This is a genomic window from Hyunsoonleella sp. 2307UL5-6 (assembly GCF_047345485.1).
In the GTDB taxonomy this organism is placed as follows: domain Bacteria; phylum Bacteroidota; class Bacteroidia; order Flavobacteriales; family Flavobacteriaceae; genus Jejuia.
In genome coordinates, this window is the sequence record NZ_JBLFEN010000004.1 from 198,349 (window position 1) to 222,605 (window position 24,257).

Genomic DNA, 24,257 nt, shown 5'->3' on the forward strand with positions numbered 1-24,257 from the left:
ATCCTTACTAATTATTTTCACCATCAAAAGTTTTCATCTCCAAAGAAGGCTCTAAAATCCTTTCGTTATCCCAAATGCTTTTTTCATATTTACTTAATTTGATATAAGGTGCTTTTTCAGCTTGTATTTCAGTTTCAAAATCTGCAATACTAAGAGTGTTATGCCTTGTAACTAAAAGTTCAAACTCGTTTTTGTTTTCGCCTTCAATTGTAAAATCAAAACTCACTTTATTTTTAGTGCTACTATTTTCTATAAATTTTAAGGGACGACTTACATAAAAATAATTTCCAGTACTGCTTTTAATATATTTTGGGTAGTATCTTTGGCTGCTATCTTTTTCAAAAATAATAGTGCCTTTACTCTTATTCTCAATATATTTTACACCTAGTAGTAGGCGTAAATTAACCTTTTGTCCATGCCTGTCTTTATAATAATTATAATTAACTCTAGTTATGGCGTAAGTATCATCAGCAATATATAGTTGTCCTGTGTATTTAGCTTTTCCCTTTCTTGGATAAAACGTTAAAATATAAGTAAGTACACCATTATTATAAGCCATATCCTCAAATTTGTAATCATACAAATCAGTATCTAAAATTTTATTTAGAAAAGAATTTTCATAAAATTGTGCACGATTTAATATGTATTTTGTTTCATCATTTAAATAAGAAACGGTAAACTCATTTTTAACATTATCTTTAAAGTCGTCATCATTTAAAGCTAAAGAATCTTCAATTTTAAACAACCCAGTTTTCAACTTGTATGTTTTAGTGGTGTCTAAATATTTTAGAATGATGTTTTGCATTTTTTCTTGTATGTTATCAATAGAAAAGTCATTTTTATGGTCTAAAAGTTCAGTAGCTTTTTCAATTTTTAACTTAATACTATCTTTATTCAAAATATATACAGCACCTTTAAAATCAACAAATTGCACCATATTACTGTTTTTTACATGATTTACAAGTGTGTGTAAACTACTATTTACACCTTCCAATTGCTTTTTTTTAACATCTGATGCCTTATCAATTTCAAACTCTAAATTTTTAAAATCCGCATTGTATTTACTACGCTTAAATACATTATAGTATTGTAAATCTAAATTATAATTATCTACAATCTTAGCCTTTACTTTAGCAATTATTGTATTGGCGTTTGGTGCTGTGGTGCTAATAAATACTTCGTCTAGTTTATTTATGGCTTGTTGTAGTTCTATAATAAAATTCAATTTTTTTATAGCTGCTATTGTAAGGGTTTTATTTTCGTAGCCCATACACGAAATACTTATAAGTTTGGTGTCTTTTTTATAAGCAACAGTGAAAAAACCTTCATCGTTAGAGATAACACCAGCATATGCTCCTGTTTTTATATTAGCATAGGGTATAGTTTGTTTTGTTGATGTATCAATAAGTTTTGCTGTTATATTTTGAGATAGTATTGAAAAACTTACTAAAAGTAAAAGGAGTGTGATTTTAAATTTCATTTTGATTTTTTGATTGATGCTATATGATGTTGCACAAGGCAAATTAAATAATGTTGCAGTCTAAACGGATATTTTAAAAAGTATTTAACTTTTAATTAATGGTTTTTGCCAAAACAATCTTAAAAACACTTGGATAAATTTTTCTTTTTTATTGTCTACATTTGCACTCGCAAAAATCTTTATTATGAAAGCTGGAATTGTAGGATTACCAAACGTTGGAAAATCGACTTTATTTAATTGTTTATCAAATGCAAAAGCGCAAAGTGCAAACTTTCCATTTTGTACCATAGAGCCTAATATTGGTGTGGTAAATGTTCCAGATCCACGTTTAGAAAAATTAGAATCACTAGTAAATCCTGAGCGTGTAATGCCAGCAACAGTTGAAATTGTAGATATTGCAGGTTTAGTAAAAGGCGCAAGTAAGGGTGAAGGTTTAGGTAACCAATTTTTAGGAAACATAAGAGAAACAGACGCTATTTTACATGTGTTACGCTGTTTTGATAATGATAATATTGTACATGTAGATGGTAGTGTAGACCCAATTAGAGATAAAGAAACTATTGATATGGAACTGCAGTTAAAAGATTTAGAAACTGCCGAGAAAAAACTAGATAAGGTAAAGCGTGCTGCAAAAACAGGAAATAAAGATGCCCAAAAAGAAGAGGCTATTCTCTTAAAAATTAAAGAAGGTTTAGAGGCAGGTACATCAGTTAGAGCTATAGATTTTAGTGAAGATGATCGTGATGAGTTTGTAATACCATTACAATTTATAACTGATAAACCTGTAATGTATGTATGTAATGTAGATGAAGGTGCAGCAGTTTCTGGTAACGCTTATGTAGATAAAGTAAAAACTGCTGTAAAAGACGAAAATGCAGAAGTTTTAGTTTTAGCAGTAGGTACAGAAGCAGATATTAATGAATTAGATGATTACGAAGAGCGCCAAATGTTTTTACAAGATATAGGTTTAGAAGAACCAGGTTCTGCAAAATTAATTAGAAGCGCTTATAAATTATTAAACCAACAAACCTATTTTACTGCTGGTGTAAAAGAGGTACGCGCTTGGACTGTAGATGTTGGTGCTAGTGCGCCACAAGCCGCAGGTGTAATACATACCGATTTTGAAAAAGGTTTTATTCGTGCAGAGGTTATTGCTTACAATGATTATGTGTCATTTGGTAGTGAAGCCAAAGTAAAAGAAGCAGGTAAAATGAGAGTAGAAGGTAAAAATTACATTGTTAAGGATGGTGATGTTATGCATTTTCTGTTTAATGTATAAATATTCTAAGTATATAAGTGACAAAACAGTTTAGGTAGTGTCGTAATAGATACATCACTTTAACTTCATACCATAACACTTAAAAAAAATATGCCCTTAATTGAAGTGCAAACCGAGATTAACGCAGACATACAAACATGCTTTGATTTAGCACGAGACGTTGGATTTTATCAAAAATCTTTAAAAAAAACAATAGAAATACCTATTGCAGGTAAAATATCAGGATTAATTGAAAAAGGAGATTACGTAACTTGGGAAACGAATCACCTTGTATTTACACAACTCTTGGTGTTAAAAGTTTCCGAGTTTATTAATCCCGTTTTGTTTGTAGACGAAATGGTAAAAGGTGACTTTAAATCTTACAGACACGAACATATATTCAAGAATAATAAAAATGGAACTATAATGACAGATAGGTTTTATTTTAAGTCTCCTTATGGTATTATAGGTAAAATTGTAGACGAAATTATTTTAAAACGATACATGCGTAAGCTTATTATAACGAGAAATAAAGCTTTAAAAATAAAAGCGGAACAAATAGCAGCAAAACAAAAAATAGAAGTACTAAGTAAAATGAGTTTTTGAAATAATTACGTCTTTTATTATGAGGTGAAATTTGTTTTTTATGTAGCGATAATCATAAAAAATAATATAACCAGTTGTGAATTTTGAGTTGAAATAAACAGTGTAATGTCAGTTCGAGTGATTTTTTTGATAAAAAAATCGTAACGAGAACCAATTTATATTAAAAATTCTTATTCTCGATACAAATTTCACTCATTTCAATCGTGAAATTCACTCGAATTGAAAGAGTTTTTTCAAAATGCACAACAGGTTAACATAGTTTAATACAACTAGTTTTTTTAAAAATAAACTAGTATAAATACTTCTTCAGAGTTTAGGGATATCAGTTGCGGTACATGTCTGTTTTTATCAAAATTTAGCTTTATGAAAGGATTTTCTTAATATGATTAAGTATGACTTGTTAGTGAAGTTTAAGTAGACTAGTCGGGTAAAATCAGTTTAAAAATAAACCTATAATTAAAATATTTATTATTGATGGTGTAATTTCTCGTATACTTGTAAGATTTTAGTACTTTTGCTGACTAAGATAAAACCAAACAAAATACAATGCCGTTAATAGAAATTGAAACTGAAATACATTGTGATACTAAAACATGTTTTGATCTCGCTAGAAACATTGATGTGCATACTGAATCTTTAAAGCATACAGATGAAATTCCCGTTGCTGGAAAAACTACAGGACTAATCGAGTTAGGAGAGTGGGTAAGTTGGGAAGCTAAGCATTTTGGTTTTGTACAGCATTTAACTTCAAAAATTACTGAAATGAAAAGTCCACATTATTTTGTAGACGAAATGGTTTTTGGTGCTTTTAAATCGTTTAGGCACGAACATATTTTTGATAAAACAAAAAACGGAACGTTAATGGTGGATAAGTTTTATTTCGAATCTCCTTTAGGGGCTTTGGGGCAAGTAGCTAACGCCTTATTTCTTAAACGCTACATGACTAAACTTTTAAAGAAAAGAAATGAATTGTTAAAGCAAAAAGCAGAAGATGTTTGCTGTAATAAGGGTAATGTAAAGTCACTTTATATAAATGAAATGGTAGAATTATAAAACCATAATAAATACAATATTCCACTTAAATAGTTCCAAAAACACGTGTGTTGAATGTCGTAATTTCCTGATAAAATAAAATATTGCCAAAACTAGTATGATACTTTTGTGTCATGGAAGTAAAAAAACGGTTTTGGTATGGTATTGCTATTGGAGTTTTGGGCGTAGTGCTTTTTTCTTCAAAGGCAGTAATGGTAAAAATAGCTTATCAATATAATGTAGATGCTATAAGTATATTATTACTTCGCATGTTGTTTTCTTTTCCGTTTTACATAGTAATTGCATGTGTTAACAGAAAAACTAATACTAATAAAAATAGCTCTAAGGATTGGTTTTGGTTACTGTTTTTTGGTTTTATTGGTTATTATTTAGCTAGTTATTTCGATTTTGTGGGCTTAACTTATATCAAAGCAAGTTTAGAAAGAATAATTCTATTTCTATACCCTACAATGGTGCTATTGCTAAATAGACTTTTTTTAAAGCAAAAAATCACCAAAATTCAATCTATAGCCATTGCGTTTACGTATTTAGGGATAGTAATAGCATTTAGAGATGAGGTGCAAATTTCTGGAGATAAAACAATTTTAGGGGGCGTTTTTATTTTGTTAAGTGCCTTAACCTATGCGTCTTACTTGGTAGGTAGCGGTTGGTTAATTCCAAAATTTGGGGTTGTAAAATTTACGGCATATGCAATGCTTACTTCATGTGTTTGTGTGTTTGTTCATTATGCTTTTATAAACGAAACTAATCTATTAAGTTTCTCATGGGAAGTCTATCTTCTTGGATTTTTAATTGCTGTTTTTGCAACAGTAATACCTTCATTTTTAGTGTCAACATCAATTAAAATGATTAGTTCATCAAATTTTGCAGTCATATCAGGTGTTGGGCCTATTTCAACAATAATATTAGCTGCTATATTTCTAAATGAAAGATTAACTTTAATGCAACTATTTGGTGCTTTGGTAGTTATAGTTGGTATTTTATTTGTTTCACTAAAAAGACAAAATAAACCGTAGTATAACGTTCTCAACAATAATTACTTTTTTTGTTAATTACTTTGTTTGTTAGCTATTTTATATTTTGATATGTTATGCTATATTAGCGTACTATCACGTAATTCACACTCTCTTTTATGGCAGAACAAACCAAGTATACCGAAGATAATATACGTTCATTAGATTGGAAAGAGCATATCCGTATGCGTCCAGGAATGTATATTGGTAAACTCGGTGATGGGTCTTCTCCAGACGATGGTATCTATATTTTATTAAAAGAGGTTTTAGATAACTCTATAGATGAATACGTAATGGGTGCTGGTAAAACCATAGAAATATCTATACAAGGCACAAAAGTTATTGTGCGTGATTATGGGCGTGGTATACCATTAGGCAAAGTGGTAGATGTAGTATCTAAAATGAATACTGGTGGTAAGTACGACTCTAAAGCATTTAAAAAATCGGTAGGTTTAAATGGCGTAGGTACAAAGGCAGTAAATGCACTGTCAAATTATTTTAGGGTTGAATCTAACCGAGATGGTAAATCGGCTTCGGCAGAATTTGAACAAGGTAATCTTACCAATCAAGAAATGCTAGATGATACTACCCGTAGAAAAGGGACTAAAGTATCATTTATTCCAGATGAAACTATTTTTAAAAACTATAAATACCGAAGTGAATATGTTGTAAAGATGTTGAAAAACTATGTTTACCTTAACCCGGGGTTGACCATAGTTTTTAATGGTGAAAAATATTATAGCGAAAACGGATTAAAAGACTTATTGGCCGAAAAAATTGCTGAAACTGATTTGTTGTATCCTATAATTCATTTACGTGGTGACGATATAGAAATAGCCTTAACGCACAGTAAAACGCAATATAGCGAAGAGTATAATAGTTTTGTAAACGGACAAAATACGACACAAGGTGGTACGCACTTAAATGCATTTAGAGAAGCTATTGTAAAAACTATTCGTGAGTATTACGGTAAAAACTACGATGCATCAGATATTAGAAAATCTGTAGTAAGTGCCATTGCTATTAAAGTAATGGAGCCAGTTTTTGAAAGTCAAACAAAAACAAAGTTAGGCTCAACAGATATGGGTGGTAATTATCCAACCGTAAGAACTTATATTAATGACTTTGTAAAAACCAAGTTAGATAATTACCTACATAAAAACACAGACACTGCTGAAAAAATTCAACGTAAAATTTTACAAGCAGAACGTGAACGTAAAGAATTATCGGGCATTAGAAAATTAGCGAAAGACCGTGCTAAAAAAGCGAGTCTTCATAATAAAAAATTACGAGATTGTCGTGTGCATTTTGGCGATACCAAAAACGAGCGTAACTTAGAAACTACACTGTTTATTACCGAAGGAGATTCTGCCTCTGGGAGTATCACAAAATCTAGAGATGTAAATACACAAGCGGTTTTTAGTTTAAAAGGAAAGCCGTTAAATTGTTACGGACTTACCAAAAAAATAGTTTACGAAAACGAAGAATTTAATTTATTACAAGCAGCTTTAAATATAGAAGAGTCTCTAGAAGATTTGCGTTATAATAATGTTGTTATAGCTACAGATGCTGATGTAGATGGTATGCACATTAGGCTATTACTGATAACATTCTTTTTACAGTTTTTTCCAGAAGTAATTAAGGAAGGGCACTTATATATTTTACAAACCCCATTATTTAGAGTTAGAAATAAAAAAGAAACCATTTATTGTTATTCTGAAGAAGAACGAAGAGACGCTATAGAAAAACTAAAACCTAAACCTGAAATAACCCGTTTTAAGGGGTTAGGAGAAATATCACCAGACGAGTTTAAACATTTTATAGGTGAAGATATTCGACTTGATCCTGTTATGCTAGACGATAATATGTCTATTGAAGAATTATTATCATTTTACATGGGTAAAAATACACCAACACGACAAGAATTTATTATTGATAATTTGAAGGTTGAGCTAGATTTGATAGAAGAAAAATAAAAGATTAAACTGTAATTTTATACACTGTATAAAGTTCAAGATAAAAAAATACAATTTCTGCCTTTGCAGAAATATTTAGTATGATAGAAGACCAAAACGACGATTTAACTAACGACCATAACGAAGAGCCTAAAGAAACCATTACGCGCATAACAGGCATGTACAAAGACTGGTTTTTAGATTACGCATCTTATGTTATTTTAGAGCGTGCAGTACCAGCCATAGAAGACGGTTTTAAACCTGTACAGCGCCGTATTATGCATTCTATGAAAGATCTTGACGATGGACGCTACAACAAAGTAGCTAATATTGTTGGGCATACCATGCAGTACCATCCGCATGGTGATGCGAGTATTGCAGATGCCATGGTACAAATTGGTCAAAAAGATTTATTAATTGATACTCAAGGAAACTGGGGAAATATACTAACGGGTGATAGAGCAGCAGCATCAAGATATATTGAAGCACGCATCTCTAAGTTTGGTTTAGATGTTGTTTTTAATCCTAAAATAACAGAATGGCAAGCCAGTTATGATGGTAGAAGAAAAGAGCCTGTAAATTTACCAGTAATGTTTCCGTTACTATTAGCACAGGGTGGCGAGGGTATTGCTGTGGGGTTGTCTACTAAAATTTTACCACATAATTTTATTGAATTAATCGATGCTTCTGTAAAACACTTACAAGGAAAGCGTTTTACTATTTTACCAGATTTTCCAACTGCTGGAATTGCAGATTTTTCTAATTATAACGATGGTAATAGAGGAGGTAAAGTTCGTGTAAGAGCAAAAATTTCTCAACTAGATAAAAATACGCTTGTAATTAATGAGTTGCCTTTTGGTACCACAACATCCTCTCTTATAGATTCTATCTTAAAAGCTAATGATAAAGGTAAAATAAAAGTTAAGAAAATAGAGGATAACACTGCCGCAGAGGTTGAAATTTTAGTGCATTTGCCATCAGGCTTATCCCCAGATAAAACTATAGATGCATTGTATGCATTTACAAGTTGTGAATCTTCTATTTCACCATTAGGTTGCGTTATTGAAGATAACAAGCCTTTGTTTATTGGTGTTTCAGAAATGTTGAGACGTTCTACAGATAACACGGTTCAACTTTTAAAACAAGAGTTAGAAATTAAACTTGGCGAACTCGAAGAACAATGGCATTTTGCATCTTTAGAACGTATTTTTATTGAAAATAGAATTTATAGAGATATTGAAGAGCAAGAAACTTGGGAAGGTGTTATTACTGCAATTGATAAAGGGTTGCAACCACATATTAAGCATTTAAAACGGGCCGTTACTGAAGATGATATCGTGCGCCTAACTGAAATTAGGATCAAACGCATTTCGAAATTTGACATAGATAAGGCACAACAAAAAATTGATGCACTAGAGGAACAAATTGCAGAAGTAAAACATCATCTTGCACATTTGATAGATTATACTATTGCCTACTTTACGAGACTTAAAAAAACTTATGGTGCAGGGCGTGAGCGTAAAACAGAAATTAGAACTTTTGATGATGTAGATGCCACTAAAGTAGTGATTAGAAATACAAAACTTTATGTAAATAGAGAAGAAGGTTTTATTGGGACATCACTTCGTAGAAACGAATATGTATGTGATTGTAGTGATATTGATGATATTATTGTTTTTACCAAAGAAGGTAAAATGATGGTAACAAAGGTAGACTCTAAAACCTTTATTGGTAAAGATATTATTCACGTAGCAGTATTTAAAAAGAAAGATAAACGGACTATTTATAACCTGATTTATCGAGATGGTAAAAAAGGCCCTTCATATATCAAGCGTTTTGCTGTAACTAGTATGACACGCGATAGAGAATATGATTTAACAAATGGTAATAAAGGGTCTGTTAGTTTGTATTTTTCTGCAAACCCCAATGGTGAAGCCGAAGTGGTTACCATAAATTTACGACAAGCCGGTAGTATTAAAAAGCTAAAATGGGATATCGATTTTGCTGATATTTTAATTAAAGGCCGCACATCAAAAGGAAATTTGGTCACTAAATATCCTATAAAACGTATAGATCTTAAAGAAAAAGGGGTATCTACTTTAAAACCTCGTAAAATTTGGTTTGACGATACAGTACAACGCTTAAATGTAGACGGAAGAGGAGAATTAATAGGTGAGTTTAGAGGTGAAGATAAGTTACTTATTATCAATCAATCTGGTATGTTAAAAACTGTAACACCAGAAGTTACTATGCATTTTGGTAGCGATATGATTATAATGGAAAAATGGGTACCAAAAAAGCCAATTTCAGCAATTTATTTTCATGGTGAAAAGGAACTTTATTATGTAAAGCGTTTTTTAATTGAACAGGAAGGTCGTGAAGAGTCTTTTATTTCAGAACATCCTAATTCTCAGTTAGAAATAGTATCAACAGATTGGAAACCTATGGCTGAGGTTGTATTTGCTAAAGAAAGAGGCAAAGATAGAAAAGATAACTTAGAAGTTAATCTTGAAGAGTTTATCGATATTAAAGGCATTTCTGCTCAAGGTAATCAACTGACTAAAGATAAAATAAACCAAATAAACTTATTAGATCCATTACCTCATGAAGCTCCTGAAGAAGTTCATGCAGACGATTTAGAAGTGGTAGATGAAAAGCAAATTTCTGAAGCTACCACTGAAACTAATAGCAAAGAATCTTTAAATAGTGAAGGTGAAAGTGAAGATGACGATGAGGGGCAGACAACTTTGTTTTAAATGAGGTTGAGACGGTTTACCAAAACAATAAAACAACTATTAGTTTTTGTATTACCTTTAGCATTAATTATTGGTGTATTGTCTATATGTTCTGGAGCACTTATTGTATCATTTGTTTCTTCTATAATATTACCATTCCTAGTAGTTTTTAATATAATTCAGTTTTTGTATTTATTACTAAAACGAAATAAAACAGCATTTTATAGTATAGGTGCTATAGTTTTATTTTTTTTATATTTTGATTCTTTTTACCAATATAATCCTACTTCTGATTTACAGGAACAAACTGTTTCTATTTTAACCTATAATTTACAAGGGTATACCTCCAAGCTTAAACTTAAAGAAGAGCATAAAGTTGAAGTATCAAGGTTTGTACATCAAAAGGATGTGGATATTGTTTGTTTTCAAGAGTTCTCAGCTATAGAATTTAAAAGATATGTAAAAACATATCCTTATTGGATAAAAAGCAATATAGATATGCCTTTAAAATCAGTTTTAGCAGTTTTTTCTAAGTTTCCTATAGTTGATAATGGGTATATTAAATTTGATAATTCTATCAATAATGCCATGTTTGTTGATGTAGAAATAAACGGTGATATAATACGAATATATAATTTACACTTGGAATCTTTCAGGATTGATTCAAAAAATCAATTAAATAAACTGAGGCATCATAAATTTATAACTACAAGAGTTTTTAGAACAGAAGCTTCACGTAAAGCACAGGCAATATTAGTTAGGAACCATGTAAATAATTTTAAAGGTAAAGTGATACTAGCTGGAGACTTTAATAGTACTCAATATTCTTCAATATATAGGATTTTAAAAGTGGATAGAAAAGATACTTTTACCGAAGCTGGTAATGGTTTAGGTACTACGTTTAAGTTGTTTAACTATCCGATTAAGCTAGATCATATTTTAGTTGATGCAGCTTTTGAGGTGGTAAATCATGAAAATTTTGATATCAAATTATCAGACCATGAGCCAGTACTAGCAGAAATAAAACTTTAAAATTAAAATTCTACGATGTCTTTTGAAGAAAAAAGTTGAATTAATTTATGCAGCATTTCAGAATACTTTATTAACTCAGCTTTGGCTACAAATTCATTGGCTCTATGTGCTTGATTGATAGATCCGGGGCCGCAAATGATACTTTGTAACCCAGCTTCATTAAATTGTCCTGCTTCTGAGGCATAAGCAACTGTACCAATATTATTATCATTATTTATTTTTGATAATAGTGTTACAACAGCACTATCTGCTTTACTATCAAAGGGTGTTACTGGTGGATGAATTTCTTCAGTTTCTATCTTAAAATCTGAAAATACAGGTTGTAGTGCATCCATTCTATTTTTACAGTGTAGTTTAAACTCCTTAAGTATTTCTGGTAAATTATCACTTGGTATTACTCTAGCATCCCAAGAAAAAGACACCTTATCTGCTATAACATTAGCTGCAATACCGCCATTAATAACACCTGTGTGTAATGTGGAGTGCGGTGGTGTAAAACGCTTATCTAAATTGCCTGAGTCTATCAGTGCATTCATTTTATTTTCTAACCACAACACCAATCTAGCAGCTTCGTTAATGGCACTTACCTCTTGTTTTATCCTACTGCTATGACCTGCAGAACCGTTCACCGTTGTTGTGTATATACAGATACCTTTATGTCCAATAATAGGTTGTAGCAGCGATGGTTCGCCAATAACAGCGTACTTAGGTGTTTCTGGATAATGTTGTTTTAAATGCGCTACTAATTCTGGTGCAGATAAACACCCAATTTCTTCATCGTACGAAAAGGCAAAGTAGATGGGTTTTTTTAGTTGTGATATATCAATATTTGAAAGTATGTTTAGGCAACATGCTATAAATCCTTTCATATCGCAGGTGCCACGACCGTATAGTTTTCCATCGCCTTTGTCTGTTAAAACAAAAGGGTCTGTGTCCCATTCTTGCCCTTTTACAGGTACAACATCTGTATGACCAGAAAGAATAATGCCACCGTCAACCGATGGACCAATACGACAATGTAAAGATGCTTTTGTACCTTCTGAATTGGGCACCAAGGTGCACTTAATGCCAAATCCTTCAATATAATCTTTTATCCAGTTAATAATAGATAGGTTTGATTCTCCTCCTAAAACTGGGAATGCTACTAATTTAGAAAGTATGGTTTCTGTAGTCATATAAGTTTGTCTTCTATAGTTTCTATGATGCTAGAAATATCGTATTGATAGTTAAACCACAACGTGTTTTCGTTTTTCTTAAACCAAGTATTTTGGCGTTTTGCAAAACGTCGTGTGTTTTTTTTTATTTCTGCAATGGCAAATTCTAAAGTCCACTCACCATTAAAATAGTTAAAGAGTTCTTTGTATCCAACTGTATTTAGAGCATTTAAATCTTTATGTAATAGTAATGCTTTTGCTTCGTCTACTAGTCCTTCCTTAAGCATAATATCTACACGCTGATTGATACGATTATATATAATAGCTCTATCTGCACTTAATCCAATGCTTATAGTTTTAAAATTTCGGTGTTGTTTTTTTTTATTTAAGAAGGAAGAATAGGGTTGTCCTGAACCAATGCAAACTTCTAAGGCACGTATAACGCGGTGTGGATTATCAATTGCGATGGTATTAAAACTTTGCTCGTCCAATATTTTTAATTGTGCTTGTAAATGCGATAATCCTTTTTCTTCTAAGTCGGTGTTTAATTGCGCTCTGATAGATGGCTTAATGTTAGGAAAATAATCTAGACCATCAGTAGCAGCATTTACGTAAAGCCCTGAACCTCCCACCATAACTACAATATTATGTTTTTTAAATAAAATTTCTAGTTGTGCTAAAGCATCTTTTTCAAAATCGCCAACACTAAAATTATCTTTTATTGATTTGTGATGAATAAAATGATGTTTTGCTTGTGCAAGTTCTTCTTTGGTAGGTGCTGCTGTGCCTATTTGCATTTCTTTAAAAAACTGTCGTGAGTCTGCAGATATTATTTCGGCATTAAAGTGTTGCGCTAATTTAATACTTAGCGCAGTTTTACCAATTGCTGTTGGCCCAACAATAGAAATAAGATATGTATTTGGTGTTTTTATTTGTTCTATTTTTAGAGAAAGTAAAGGTACTATGAAAAACAAAGTAGACCAAGTTATAGGTTTTAAAATAGTCTTAGCATATACGCTGCGTTAGGGATGGTTGTGTAAAGCCTACAACGTCACTGGAGCAATGACTTGCAAAGGAAAGCGCCGTGACCCTTTAGAATAACCTGCATGCTATACCGCAGGTAGGTATGCGCCCAAATTTTAAATATGTAATTTTTCGCCACAGTTATAACAAAAGTCTGCTTTATCCCTATGGTCTTCAGCTAAACAGTTTTCGCAAGATTGTGAGTTAAGTCTTATTTTGTTTTCTGGTTTAATAGGTTCTTTTTTACCCTGTGCAGAATATTCGGCAGAAACAATTCCCGTAGGTACTGCTATGATACCATACCCCAAAATCATGATAAGCGCTGCGATAAACTGACCAAGAGGTGTTACTGGTGCAATATCGCCAAACCCAACAGTGGTAAGTGTTACAATACACCAGTAAACGCTTACGGGTATACTTTTAAAACCGCTTTCTTCGCCTTCTATAAGATACATTAGTGTGCCTGAAATAATACATAATATAAGTACTGCAAATAAGAACACCGAGATTTTAGCACGACTTGCTTTTAGGGCAGTAGCTAGTAGGTTGGAAGCACCAAGATATCGTGCTAATTTTAGTATTCTAAAAATGCGTAGTAGCCTTAGTGCGCGTAGTGCTGCAAGTGCGTGAATACCACCAAACAGTAGGGATATATATTTTGGGATGGTGGATAAAAAATCTATAATACCATAAAAACTAAATATATACTTGAAGGGTTTTTTTACGGTAATAATTCGTGCTATATACTCTAAACTGAATAAGATGGTGATGACCCACTCTGATATGTTTAGAAAATCATGATATTTTTCGTCAAAGCTTTTTATGCTTTCTAACATTACTAGAATAATACTAGCTATTATGGTAATAAAGAGAATAACATCAAAGGTTTTACCCGCAGGCGTATCAGCCTCATAAATGATATCATGAAATTTTCTACGCCAATATCTGTCTTCTTTAGTTTTCATACATTTCAAATGTAATAAAAGATTTGTTACTTCTTTTTTAGAACAATTAGGGAGTTGGTTTGTATGGTAACAACTTTATTCATTAATTGTTTTAAATAGGGGTAATAATCAGGAGGATAAGCAGCTTCATTAAAGTTAATGCTAAATACCAAATTAAATGTATTACCGATAATATTATTTGAGAAACTTATATATCCAGCGTTGTTGGGTAGTGTTAGCTTTACGTTTTCTGGTTTTTCGCTAATTGTATATTTATCTCCTAAGTCTAGTTTTAACATATAGGTGTATTGGTCTTTATAACCAAAATCTATTGGGTAGGTGCGTTCTTGTAGTTTAAATGGGTTTTCTTTAAAAAAGGGGAATAGAAACGGATTAAGGTAAATAGTTTCACTAATATCTTCTACTGTATATTCGATATCGTAGGCTTCATTAAAAATGGGTGATGTTTTATTAGGCGTTTTTACAGTGTGATTTGATATTTCTATGTCTACAGATTTGTTTTGTAACTTATCTACGTAGTTTGTTGTATTAGAAAAATATGCCTTTCTAGAATTCAATGCATGATATCCTGTTGTTCTACCTTTAACTGAACCAATTAGGTTTTGAGCGTCATCAAATTTTAAATCAACCGCACATAAAACAAAAGATTTGCTATTAGGTTTAATATCTATCCATTTACTTCCTTCCTCAAAATCAATGCGCCTACCATATCTGTTTAAACATCTAAAAGGAATTTGTCCGAAGCTTAAAAAACTATCTGTAGCATCTAATACATAAGTTTTATTGTCTATAGAAGCTTCAACTAACATGTAGTTAAAATCTGTAAGTACAGGAAATATTGTTGTGGCAAATCCATTACCTCTAGTAGAAAGTAAAACAGGTTTAACATCTATACCGCTATCTCTTAAAAGATTATGAAGTAATATGTTTATGGATGAAATATTACCCGATTTATTTTCTATAAGTTTTTTTACAGATACATCTTTAAATATATGATACTCTTTGTTCCAAGTATATTCCTTTTGTACATATTTGTATATGGCTTTAGCTTTATCTAGCGGGTTTACCATGTTTAATATATCGTTACTTAAAAGTGCTTCTACATTAACTGTTTTTTTTAATTGGCGCCCAATATCTTTTTCTGTTTTAAGTTCTTTATCAACATCTTTCCATTTTTTGGTATAGTGTTTCACTAGCCCATTCATACCTCTAAAGGTTTCTAGCTCGTATTCAATTCTAGCAAGGTAATTACTTTTTGTAGTCATGTAGTCTTCCTCAATAAAAGCAGGTACATCTTTCATCACATATTTTGCGATAGAGCAATCTGCACTAGCGCCGCTATACATTTCTAGACAGTTTTTCTCTAAATCTTGAGTATTAGTACTTAGTTTTTTTCCACCAACTAGTTTTATATGGTATAACCAATTTCCAGGTATACTAGCATTGTATTCACTATATACTTTTGGAATATCTCCTTGAAATTCCCACCCATGATATTTTTGCATAAAGGGAGAGCGCATTGTATAGCTGTAGGTAATAACAGAACCTTCCTTAATATTAGGAAGTGTAAATTTTATCATTGTAAAATTATCATTATATTTTTCCTCATAAATGTTTTCCGGATCTAGTTGTGTTTTGGTTACTTTATCGCCTTCTAAATTATACGTAGTTGCTAAAATATTTTTAATACTTTCATAATTACTACTATTACTCTTGTATATGTATAATACCACATTGGCATTATCAAAACCTTCTTTATTAAAAATTTTAATTTTATGATTCTCCTTAGTCACTAAATCAAAGTCATTTCTATCAACATAACTTTTGCCATATTCATATAGCACCAATGCATTTGCTGTAGAATCTTTTTCATAACTTTTCATTTTTAAATCACTCAATGAGACTCTAAAAACGGGATCTTTTTTTTCAGACTGTGCAATAGATGAAAAGCTTAGTAGTACCGTGAAAAGAAGTAGAAGATGTTTCATTTCTTAAAGAATAATTTGTTTAATTTTTTTATGTTTACGGAGATAACTTTGTATAATATGCTGCGTATCTCTATTATTTTCCATTGGTGTGATGATAGACTCTAAAACTTCAATATTGGTTATTTGGTAGTTTAAACTAAAGAATCCAAGTCCATGAAAAACACCATTTTTTATCAATATGGCACTTCGTTCATCAATATCTCTGCCTTTATCCACAATCACCATATCTTTATTGGCATAACTATTTTTATCTATTAATTGAGAAATACGCTCATTATAATCTTCAAAAGGCTCTTGCTTTACACATGCACCATTACATGCTTTAATGCCATAATTAAAACAGCTTGTTTTAGTTTTATAGGAGCCAGTTAATTTTTGGCATAAGTTGTAATCATTAATCGCTTTACCAATAAAACTTTTGGCACTTTGCAAATTACTAAATGTAGTTATTGGCTTTTTTCTATTATCTATTTTTGCAATACTTAAATTTATATACTTATTATCGTCTATAAAACTATATAGTGCATGGGTAAATATATTGCGTTTTAATGCGCGATTAAAAATAGGTTTATTGCGTTTTATTTCTTCGTTTTCTTTTAATAACGCTACAAGTTCACTACCAGTAGCTTGATAACTTACCGAAGAAACTAAAGATTGAATTTTTTTTGACTTAGGGTTTGTATTTGTAAAGTGCTGATTAATGCGTTTTTTTATATTATTACTCTTACCAATATAGATAATTTCTCCATCGTCCTTATGTATATAATATACACCTGTAATAGTGGGCAAGCCAGATATGATATCTAAATGTTTGGGTTCTAGTTCTCGCCTTGGGTTTAAGCGTACTGCATCTTTTATAATGTTCTTTTCGGTGTCTTTATCTAGTAGTAGTTTAAATAGTTTTACGGTAGCTTGGGCATCACCAGAGGCACGATGTCTGTCTGCCACAGGAATACCTAAAGAGCGTACCAACTTCCCTAAACTATAAGAAGGTTGGTCAGGAATTAGATCTTTAGAAAGCTCTACCGTACAAAGCGATTCGCGCTCATATTCAAATCCTAAACGTCTAAACTCTGTAGATAAAATTCGATAATCAAATTTGGCATTATGTGCTACCAAAATGCAGCCATCGGTAATTTCAACAATACGTTTTGCAATTTCGTAAAATTTAGGCGCATTGCGTAGCATATTACTGTTTATACCTGTAAGATTTACTACGAAAGGCTGAATGTCTCTTTCTGGATTAACCAAACTGATAAACTGGTCTACAACATTATGACCATCAAATTTATAGATAGCAATTTCGGTAATACCTTCTTCATTGTACTTGCCACCCGTAGTTTCTATGTCTAATACTGCGTAAATAGTGTTGTTTTAATTTGAATAATTTCTTGAACCAAATATACTACTTCCTACGCGAACCATTGTACTACCGCAATCTATAGCTAGTTTAAAATCGCCACTCATACCCATACTTATTACTTCTGGTTTAAAGTTGAAGGATTTAAGTGGTTTTAAGGTATCAAACGTGTGTTTTAAAAATGAAAACTCTTTTTTAATTTGATTAGTATCATCAGTAAAAGTAGCCATACCCATCACACCAGTAATATTGATGTTTTTTAATTCTGAAAACTCTTTTGAAGATAAAATATTGGACGTGTCTTCAGCTTTCATCCCAAATTTAGAATCTTCTTCAGCAATTTTAATTTGAAGTAAGCAGTTGATAATTCTATCGTGTTTTGTGGCTTGTTTGTTTATTTCTTTTAATAATTTAAAACTATCTACACCATGAATTAAATTCACAAAACTAGCCATGTATTTAACCTTATTACGTTGTAGGTGCCCAATCATGTGCCACTCAATATCTTTTGGCATTTGCTCATGCTTTTCAGCCATCTCTTGTACTTTGTTTTCTCCAAAAACACGATGTCCTGCATTATAAGCTTCCATAATGTCACTAATAGGTTTTGTTTTTGAAACCGCTACAAGGGTAACGTGTTTTGGTATTTGAGAAGCTATGTTATTTAAATTTGATTGTACAGACATTTTGTTATTATGAGATTTAAGGTAATTTTTTATGCTATAAATTTAAAATTCATAAATAGTAATTCCACTTCTTAATTTTGGCAAAATATAAGTGCTTTTTGGTGGCATTTTAAGTCCTTCGTCTGCAATACGTTTTATTTGATTAATCGTTGCAGGACACATACCAAAGCCAACCTTAAATTCGTTACTATCTACGCTACTTTTTATGGAAATCATTTCATGTTTACCATTAATATATGAAATACGTTCATTATCACGTAAATTATCTATTCCTAAAATGGGTTTAAGTACGGTTTTATATAATACCTCGGCATCAAGATCATCCAAAGCTGTAAGTGTTTTATACCTAGCTTTTCTGAGATATAAAGAATAAAATTCTCCATCTAAATACATACTAAAATGATGTGTTTTAGTGGGTTTATACGTTAAATTCCCTTTGTTTTCAATACGATAAGAAGAATCTAAACGAATTAAAAATTCTTCTTTTGATAAACCATTTAAATCTTTAACAAGTCTATTGAATTCATGAACAACCAAGTCTGATTCAGGAATCAAATAAGACATAAAAAAGTTATAAGACGCATTTTCATCGTATGCTGCATTATGTTCTTTTTCATCTTTATAAAGCAAATAGGATGAAGCAGACCTATGATGACCATCGGCAATATAAATGGTTTTCATGTTTTTAAATTCATTTTGAATTTTTGCTACAGTAGCATCATCATCTATTTTCCATAAATAATGGGTGTCTCTGTAAGTCATAGTAAACTCAAATTCTGCATGCTTTTTTTGAGTCTCTTTTATGATTTCTAAAAGTGAAGTATTATCAGGGTAGGTGAGTAGTACAGGTTCTGCATTAAAACCCACAGTTTTAAGGTAGGTTTTAAAAGTTTGTTCGCGTTTAGCTAAGGTGTCTTCATGTTTTCTAATAATATTTTTTTCATAATCTTCAGCACTAGTTGCTGCAATTATACCATTGAATTCTTCACCGTCTCTATTAATAATTTTATAAACATATAGCGCAGGTTTTTTATCTTGAATAAACACACCATCTTCCTTAAATTCAAGGTATCTATTTCGCACAAGTTGATAACGCTCTTCACCCGTAATTACTTGGTCATACTTATAGCCAGGGTTTATAATATGAAGAAAGCTGAATGGGTTATAATCCATTCGAGATTCACGTTCTTCTACCGTGTAACTTTGGTAAGGACGTGCAGCTACTAAACCAACAATAGCTCTGGTTGGTCGTACAGCTTTAAATGGTTTTAGTATTGCCAATTTTGTTGCTTTTTACTTAAGAAATTGCTTGGATACCCTTTCTGCTTTTCTGGTTTCAGAATAATCATAAAAACCTTCTCCTGATTTTAAGCCTAATTTACCAGCGTTTACCATATTAACTAATAACGGGCATGGTGCGTATTTTGGGTTTTTAAAACCATCATACATCACGTTTAATATGGATAAACAAACATCTAAGCCAATAAAATCGGCTAATTGTAAAGGGCCCATGGGGTGTGCCATTCCTAATTTCATAACTGTATCAATTTCGCTAACTCCTGCAACACCGTTATACAACGTTTCTATAGATTCATTCAACATCGGCATTAAAATTCTATTTGCAACAAAACCTGGATAATCATGTACTTCAACAGGTGTTTTACCTAAAGTTGTAGAAAGTTTCATGATGGTATTGGTAACAGCATCACTAGTATTATAACCTCTTATAATTTCTACCAATGTCATTATAGGTACTGGGTTCATAAAATGCATACCAATAACTTGTTTTGGTCTTGATGTTACAGCAGCAATTTGAGTAATGGAAATAGATGAGGTATTTGTGGCTAAAATTGTAGATGCTGCACATGTTTCATCTAACATTTTAAAAATTTTAAGTTTTAAGTCAAGGTTTTCAGTAGCTGCTTCAACTACTAATTCGGTATTAACAACACCTTCTTTTATTGATGTGTAGCTTGATATATTATTTAAAGTAGTTTTTTTGTCGGCGTTGGTTATTTTATCCTTTACAACCATACGCTCTAAATTTTTCGTAATGGTTTGTATACCTTTTTCTAAAGCATCTTTGTTTATATCTATTAAGTTTACTTTAAATCCGTTTTGTGCAAAAACATGAGCAATACCATTGCCCATAGTGCCTGCACCTATTACTGCTATGTTTTTCATATCATTCTGTATTTTAATTTCACATTGCGTTTTAGCGCAAGAGTGAAATCCTTCTCCTTAAGGAAGTCCCGATGGTCATCGGGAAGAAGGGTTTTTTAAAACTGATTAATAATCATATTAGCCACACGTAAAGCTTCAGTGCCATCATGCAATGTTACAACAGGTGTGGTATCATTATTTATAGCATCAGCAAAAGCTTCTAGTTCCATTAAAATTGAATTTACCTCTGGTATGTTAGGATTGTCAAAATAAATTTGTTTTTTCACTCCTTCAGCATTTTGTAAAATCATATCAAAATCGCCAGGAGTTTCAGGGGCATCTTTCATTTTAACAACTTCACATTTTTTCTCTAAAAAGTCAACTGAGATATAAGCATCCTTTTGAAAAAATCTACCTTTACGCATTTTCTTTAATGAAATTCTACTTGCCGTTAAATTGGCAACACAACCGTTTTTAAATTCTATTCTAGCATTGGCAATATCTGGCGTATCGCTAATTACAGCAACACCACTTGCCGAAATATGTTTCACTTCAGATTTTACAATACTCAAAATAATATCAATATCATGAATCATTAAATCCAGTACTACAGGTACATCTGTTCCTCTTGGGTTAAACTCAGCCAAACGATGCGTTTCAATAAACATAGGCGATTTAATATCAGCTTCAACCGCAAGAAATGCAGGGTTAAAACGCTCCACATGGCCCACTTGTCCTTTTACTTTATGTAGTGCCACAAGAGCTCTAATATCTTCAGCCTCAGCAACTGTATTTGTAATGGGTTTTTCAATAAAAATGTGCTTACCTTTCGTAATTGCTTTTATCGCGCACTCATGATGCGAAAGTGTTGGTGTTACAATATCTACAACGTCAACAGCATTTATTAAGGCGTCAATAGAATCAAATAGTGTATATCCAAATTCTTTAGCAACTTTTTCAGCGTTTGCAGTGTCGGCATCATAAAACCCAACAAGATCGTATTTTTCAGATTGATTTAGAAGTCGTAAATGAATTTTCCCAAGATGACCAGCACCTAGAACGCCTGCTTTTAGCATATTTTATATGTATTTTTACCTGTTTGTTTTGAATTTTTTAATTGTGAAATCATATCAAAATTCAAAGAAAAAATGACATCAATTTCACAGCTTAAAGATACTAAATTTAAATTCTGTAAAAATTGTTTTTAGGTTAAAAATGTTTGAGTAAATTGTGCTAAAATAACCTCCCGATAATTTGAAAGATACATTTAAGCATAAAGGCTTACGACAACAATTAGTTGCTACAGTAAAAGCAAAAGGTATAACAAACGAAAAGGTACTAGATGCCATTAGCAAAATTCCTAGGCATCTCTTTATGGATTCTGGTTTTTTAGACCATGCCTATCAAGATAAAGCGTTTCCTATTGCGGCAGATCAAACTATTTCGCAGCCTTATACTGTGGCGTTTCAAACGGAGTTAATGCAAATTTCTGCAGAAGACAAGGTGCTAGAAATTGGTACAGGAAGTGGTTACCAAACAGCAGTGTTGTGCTTGTTAGGAGCAAAAGTATACAGTATTGAACGCCAACAAGAATTGTTTAAAAAAACCAGCAAGTTTTTACCAAAATTAGGCTACAGAGCTAAAAAATTAATTTTTGGAGATGGCTATAAAGGCTTACCAGAAGAAGCACCTTTTGATAGTATTATTGTAACAGCAGGAGCACCGTTTGTGCCAAAACCATTATTGAGACAGTTGAAAGAAGATGGTGGGCGCTTAGTAATTCCAGTAGGAGATGAGGTACAAATAATGACTTTATTCATTAGAAAAGGGCCTAAGGAATTTGAACAGCATGAATTGGGCGAGTTTAGGTTTGTGCCTCTGTTGGAGGATAGGAATTAATATAATAGTTATTAGTTTTATTGCATTTGTGAACTCAAGAGAAATAAGTTAACTTTGAGATATGGAAATCAATATTCAAAACGCAAAAATTGAACTCATCCAATGGTTAACAACTTTGGAAGATAGTTCCTTAATTCAAAAAATTATGGATTTAAGGAAAAGCGAGAGCAAAGATTGGTGGAATGAAATATCTAATGCAGAAAAGAAGTCTATTAAAGAAGGAATTTTAGATGCAGATAACGGAAAATTAAAACCTAACTCTGAGGCTGAAAAGATATATGGTAAGTGGTTATAAAATTCTTTGGACTGACCACGCATTAATTGAATTGGCTGATACTTATGAATATCTTGTAGTAAATTTTACTGAGCGTGAATTGAAACAACTTTCGGCTGAAATTGATAAGACTTTACGGTTAATAGCACAAAATCCAAGTTTGTTTCCATTGTCGGAGTCACGTGGGATTCACAGAGCCATAGTAAAGAAGTATAATACAATATACTACCGAGAAAAGAAAGGTTATGTGGAGATTCTTTCCTTTTTCTCAAACAGACAAAATCCTAACAAAATAAAATTATAAAAATACACTACAACTATTGTTATAAGGAATTGTTTGAGCTCTACTATATTTAAAATTCTTTTAGAATTTATAACTAGATGAGTAATCGTAAAGTTTAGAGCTAAACCACGAAACTACTTATTGCCAATGTTGTTGATAGTTATTTATTTTATATGTCGCTTTTCAAAAACCCCAAACAATTCCTTACCCATTCTAGGTGCTATAGAATTTCGGCATTTTTCAAAAATGTTAACCTCAAAATACGGTTTAAAATAATTTAAGTATTCTTTTTTGGAGCCCCCAAACGGACGCTTTTCCATATCATCTGTTAAGGGAAAATTGAACCAAAGTCCAACTAGTTTTCCGCTAGGTTTTAATAAGCTAAACATCTTTTTGGCATACGCTTTTCTTGTTTCAGGTAGCGGAGGAAAAGAGCAAAAAAATGTTTGTTCTAAAATTAAATCGTAATTGTTTTCATGGTTAAAAAAATCATTATGAATAATCTGTTCCGAAGGAAAATCAGGATTTCTTTTTTGGAACGCATCTAAAGGTGCTTTTGCAATATCTAAAATATAAATATTCTTAAACCCTGAATTAAATAGGTATTCAGCTTCATAACCATTACCAGCACCAGGAACTAAAATTTGTAATGCTTTGTTTTCTAATTGATCTATATATGTTTTCAATGGCGTAGAAGGTGCGCCTATGTCCCATCCAGTATTTTGTGCTTCGTAGCGTTTAGACCAGTAGTTTTCTGTTTCAGACATTTATTCTCCAAAAATTTTAGTGTCCAACCCATCAATACTCTTCGTATTCTTTTCTTTCCAGTAGGTTTCAATACGCTCTTTTCCTTGTTTTTCAGCCCATGAATTTAATTGATGGCGTTCTTCTTTAAAATCCATAAAAGGTACTGCAAAACCACAAGATGTTTGTATACTTTCTACATGCATCTCAACAATTTGTCTAGTGCCAGGAATTTCAGGGAAATGGTGTTTGTTTTCTTGAAATGCTTCATCTCTTTCATGATACACTTTAGCTGTACCGTATAGCCTTAATATAAGTGGTTTACCTTCAAAAGAGCAAAACATAATCGTCATTCTATTATTTTGCAACACATGTGCAGCAGTTTCATTACCACTTCCTGTTAAATTAAGCCAAAGCACTGTGTTTTTATCGGTGATCTTAAATGTGTCTGCTAACCCTTTTGGCGAAAGATTTATTCTACCCTTAGCAGTAGCGGTTGCTACGAAAAACACCTTTTGAGATTCAATAAAGGTTTTAAGTTTTGGTGTTATCTCATTAAAAAAGTTTGCCATGTTTTACTTATGTT

General features: G+C 31.9%; 22 protein-coding genes. 10 read left to right on the forward strand and 12 right to left on the reverse strand.

What is annotated here, in order from left to right; translation table 11 throughout:
- Positions 1–7 precede the first annotated feature (7 nt).
- Positions 8–1,480 (reverse strand): carboxypeptidase-like regulatory domain-containing protein, encoded by a 1,473-nt coding sequence (locus tag ACKGJY_RS08975; RefSeq protein ID WP_413973541.1) that lies wholly within the window; start codon positions 1,478–1,480, stop codon positions 8–10.
- Between the two features lie 184 nt (positions 1,481–1,664).
- Between ACKGJY_RS08975 and ychF the strand changes: the two genes are divergently transcribed.
- The 7 genes from ychF to ACKGJY_RS09010 all read left to right on the forward strand — a co-directional run bounded on the left by ychF (position 1,665) and on the right by ACKGJY_RS09010 (position 11,132).
- On the forward strand, positions 1,665–2,759 hold the full coding sequence (gene ychF, locus ACKGJY_RS08980; RefSeq protein WP_413973542.1) for a redox-regulated ATPase YchF: 1,095 nt from the start codon (positions 1,665–1,667) through the stop codon (positions 2,757–2,759).
- A gap of 90 nt (positions 2,760–2,849) precedes the next feature.
- On the forward strand, positions 2,850–3,344 hold the full coding sequence (locus ACKGJY_RS08985; RefSeq protein ID WP_413973543.1) for an SRPBCC family protein: 495 nt from the start codon (positions 2,850–2,852) through the stop codon (positions 3,342–3,344).
- A 546-nt stretch (positions 3,345–3,890) separates the two neighbouring features.
- Positions 3,891–4,397 carry an SRPBCC family protein gene (locus ACKGJY_RS08990; RefSeq protein ID WP_413973544.1) on the forward strand — a complete coding sequence of 169 codons (507 nt, stop codon included), beginning with the start codon at positions 3,891–3,893 and terminating at the stop codon, positions 4,395–4,397.
- A gap of 113 nt (positions 4,398–4,510) precedes the next feature.
- A complete protein-coding gene (locus ACKGJY_RS08995; protein ID WP_413973545.1) occupies positions 4,511–5,413 on the forward strand; it encodes a DMT family transporter in 903 nt (300 codons plus the stop codon).
- 116 nt (positions 5,414–5,529) lie between these two features.
- Positions 5,530–7,386 (forward strand): DNA topoisomerase IV subunit B, encoded by a 1,857-nt coding sequence (locus ACKGJY_RS09000; RefSeq protein ID WP_413973546.1) that lies wholly within the window; start codon positions 5,530–5,532, stop codon positions 7,384–7,386.
- An 80-nt stretch (positions 7,387–7,466) separates the two neighbouring features.
- A complete protein-coding gene (locus ACKGJY_RS09005) occupies positions 7,467–10,121 on the forward strand; it encodes a DNA gyrase/topoisomerase IV subunit A (RefSeq protein WP_413973547.1) in 2,655 nt (884 codons plus the stop codon).
- Entirely contained in the window at positions 10,122–11,132 is a 1,011-nt protein-coding gene (locus ACKGJY_RS09010) for an endonuclease/exonuclease/phosphatase family protein (protein ID WP_413973548.1), read from the forward strand. It abuts the gene before it with no gap.
- A gap of 2 nt (positions 11,133–11,134) precedes the next feature.
- Here ACKGJY_RS09010 and argE read toward each other — a convergent pair whose 3' ends face one another.
- The 9 genes from argE to ACKGJY_RS09055 form a co-directional block, all read right to left on the reverse strand.
- Positions 11,135–12,307, reverse strand: a complete 1,173-nt coding sequence (argE, locus tag ACKGJY_RS09015; protein WP_413973549.1) for an acetylornithine deacetylase — start codon at positions 12,305–12,307, stop codon at positions 11,135–11,137.
- Entirely contained in the window at positions 12,304–13,251 is a 948-nt protein-coding gene (gene miaA / locus ACKGJY_RS09020) for a tRNA (adenosine(37)-N6)-dimethylallyltransferase MiaA (protein WP_413973754.1), read from the reverse strand. Before miaA ends, argE begins: the two co-directional genes overlap by 4 nt.
- Positions 13,252–13,425: 174 nt before the next feature.
- Entirely contained in the window at positions 13,426–14,274 is an 849-nt protein-coding gene (locus ACKGJY_RS09025; protein WP_413973550.1) for an ion transporter, read from the reverse strand.
- Between the two features lie 26 nt (positions 14,275–14,300).
- Complete coding sequence (locus ACKGJY_RS09030) at positions 14,301–16,262, reverse strand: DUF3857 domain-containing protein (RefSeq protein ID WP_413973551.1); 1,962 nt, start codon at positions 16,260–16,262, stop codon at positions 14,301–14,303.
- Positions 16,263–16,265: 3 nt separating this feature from the next.
- Positions 16,266–17,627 (reverse strand): exonuclease domain-containing protein, encoded by a 1,362-nt coding sequence (locus tag ACKGJY_RS09035; RefSeq protein ID WP_413973755.1) that lies wholly within the window; start codon positions 17,625–17,627, stop codon positions 16,266–16,268.
- A gap of 9 nt (positions 17,628–17,636) precedes the next feature.
- A complete protein-coding gene (locus ACKGJY_RS09040; protein WP_413973756.1) occupies positions 17,637–18,341 on the reverse strand; it encodes a YggS family pyridoxal phosphate-dependent enzyme in 705 nt (234 codons plus the stop codon).
- Between the two features lie 9 nt (positions 18,342–18,350).
- Complete coding sequence (locus ACKGJY_RS09045; protein WP_413973552.1) at positions 18,351–19,589, reverse strand: DUF1015 domain-containing protein; 1,239 nt, start codon at positions 19,587–19,589, stop codon at positions 18,351–18,353.
- Positions 19,590–19,601: 12 nt separating this feature from the next.
- Positions 19,602–20,492, reverse strand: coding sequence for a 3-hydroxyacyl-CoA dehydrogenase family protein (locus ACKGJY_RS09050; RefSeq protein ID WP_413973553.1), 891 nt, complete (start codon positions 20,490–20,492; stop codon positions 19,602–19,604).
- A gap of 95 nt (positions 20,493–20,587) precedes the next feature.
- Positions 20,588–21,547, reverse strand: coding sequence for a Gfo/Idh/MocA family protein (locus ACKGJY_RS09055; RefSeq protein WP_413973554.1), 960 nt, complete (start codon positions 21,545–21,547; stop codon positions 20,588–20,590).
- A 178-nt stretch (positions 21,548–21,725) separates the two neighbouring features.
- Here ACKGJY_RS09055 and ACKGJY_RS09060 point away from each other — a divergent pair, with 178 nt between their 5' ends.
- The 3 genes from ACKGJY_RS09060 to ACKGJY_RS09070 all read left to right on the forward strand — a co-directional run bounded on the left by ACKGJY_RS09060 (position 21,726) and on the right by ACKGJY_RS09070 (position 22,948).
- Positions 21,726–22,370, forward strand: a complete 645-nt coding sequence (locus ACKGJY_RS09060; protein WP_413973555.1) for a protein-L-isoaspartate(D-aspartate) O-methyltransferase — start codon at positions 21,726–21,728, stop codon at positions 22,368–22,370.
- Between the two features lie 145 nt (positions 22,371–22,515).
- Positions 22,516–22,665, forward strand: coding sequence for a hypothetical protein (locus tag ACKGJY_RS09065; RefSeq protein ID WP_413973556.1), 150 nt, complete (start codon positions 22,516–22,518; stop codon positions 22,663–22,665).
- Positions 22,649–22,948, forward strand: coding sequence for a type II toxin-antitoxin system RelE/ParE family toxin (locus ACKGJY_RS09070; RefSeq protein ID WP_413973557.1), 300 nt, complete (start codon positions 22,649–22,651; stop codon positions 22,946–22,948). Before ACKGJY_RS09065 ends, ACKGJY_RS09070 begins: the two co-directional genes overlap by 17 nt.
- A gap of 143 nt (positions 22,949–23,091) precedes the next feature.
- Here ACKGJY_RS09070 and ACKGJY_RS09075 read toward each other — a convergent pair whose 3' ends face one another.
- Together ACKGJY_RS09075 and ACKGJY_RS09080 are read right to left on the reverse strand one after the other, a co-directional pair.
- Positions 23,092–23,694, reverse strand: coding sequence for a methyltransferase domain-containing protein (locus ACKGJY_RS09075; RefSeq protein WP_413973558.1), 603 nt, complete (start codon positions 23,692–23,694; stop codon positions 23,092–23,094).
- The gene (locus ACKGJY_RS09080) at positions 23,695–24,243 is read right to left on the reverse strand and encodes a pyridoxamine 5'-phosphate oxidase family protein (RefSeq protein WP_413973559.1); all 549 of its coding nucleotides are present in this window, start codon (positions 24,241–24,243) and stop codon (positions 23,695–23,697) included.
- Positions 24,244–24,257: the final 14 nt, after the last annotated feature.

Bases quoted from the DNA above. Each gene is read 5' to 3' on its own strand.
- ACKGJY_RS09050 (WP_413973553.1), bottom strand. From the start codon at position 20,492: ATGAAAAACATAGCAGTAATAGGTGCAGGCACTATGGGCAATGGTATT.
- ACKGJY_RS09005 (WP_413973547.1), top strand. From the start codon at position 7,467: ATGATAGAAGACCAAAACGACGATTTAACTAACGACCATAACGAAGAG.
- ACKGJY_RS09075 (WP_413973558.1), bottom strand. From the start codon at position 23,694: ATGTCTGAAACAGAAAACTACTGGTCTAAACGCTACGAAGCACAAAAT.
- ACKGJY_RS09010 (WP_413973548.1), top strand. From the start codon at position 10,122: ATGAGGTTGAGACGGTTTACCAAAACAATAAAACAACTATTAGTTTTT.
- argE (WP_413973549.1), bottom strand. From the start codon at position 12,307: ATGACTACAGAAACCATACTTTCTAAATTAGTAGCATTCCCAGTTTTA.
- ychF (WP_413973542.1), top strand. From the start codon at position 1,665: ATGAAAGCTGGAATTGTAGGATTACCAAACGTTGGAAAATCGACTTTA.
- ACKGJY_RS09000 (WP_413973546.1), top strand. From the start codon at position 5,530: ATGGCAGAACAAACCAAGTATACCGAAGATAATATACGTTCATTAGAT.
- ACKGJY_RS09070 (WP_413973557.1), top strand. From the start codon at position 22,649: ATGGTAAGTGGTTATAAAATTCTTTGGACTGACCACGCATTAATTGAA.
- ACKGJY_RS09025 (WP_413973550.1), bottom strand. From the start codon at position 14,274: ATGAAAACTAAAGAAGACAGATATTGGCGTAGAAAATTTCATGATATC.
- ACKGJY_RS09065 (WP_413973556.1), top strand. From the start codon at position 22,516: ATGGATTTAAGGAAAAGCGAGAGCAAAGATTGGTGGAATGAAATATCT.
- ACKGJY_RS09080 (WP_413973559.1), bottom strand. From the start codon at position 24,243: ATGGCAAACTTTTTTAATGAGATAACACCAAAACTTAAAACCTTTATT.
- ACKGJY_RS08995 (WP_413973545.1), top strand. From the start codon at position 4,511: ATGGAAGTAAAAAAACGGTTTTGGTATGGTATTGCTATTGGAGTTTTG.
- ACKGJY_RS09055 (WP_413973554.1), bottom strand. From the start codon at position 21,547: ATGCTAAAAGCAGGCGTTCTAGGTGCTGGTCATCTTGGGAAAATTCAT.
- ACKGJY_RS09030 (WP_413973551.1), bottom strand. From the start codon at position 16,262: ATGAAACATCTTCTACTTCTTTTCACGGTACTACTAAGCTTTTCATCT.
- ACKGJY_RS08985 (WP_413973543.1), top strand. From the start codon at position 2,850: ATGCCCTTAATTGAAGTGCAAACCGAGATTAACGCAGACATACAAACA.
- ACKGJY_RS08975 (WP_413973541.1), bottom strand. From the start codon at position 1,480: ATGAAATTTAAAATCACACTCCTTTTACTTTTAGTAAGTTTTTCAATA.
- ACKGJY_RS08990 (WP_413973544.1), top strand. From the start codon at position 3,891: ATGCCGTTAATAGAAATTGAAACTGAAATACATTGTGATACTAAAACA.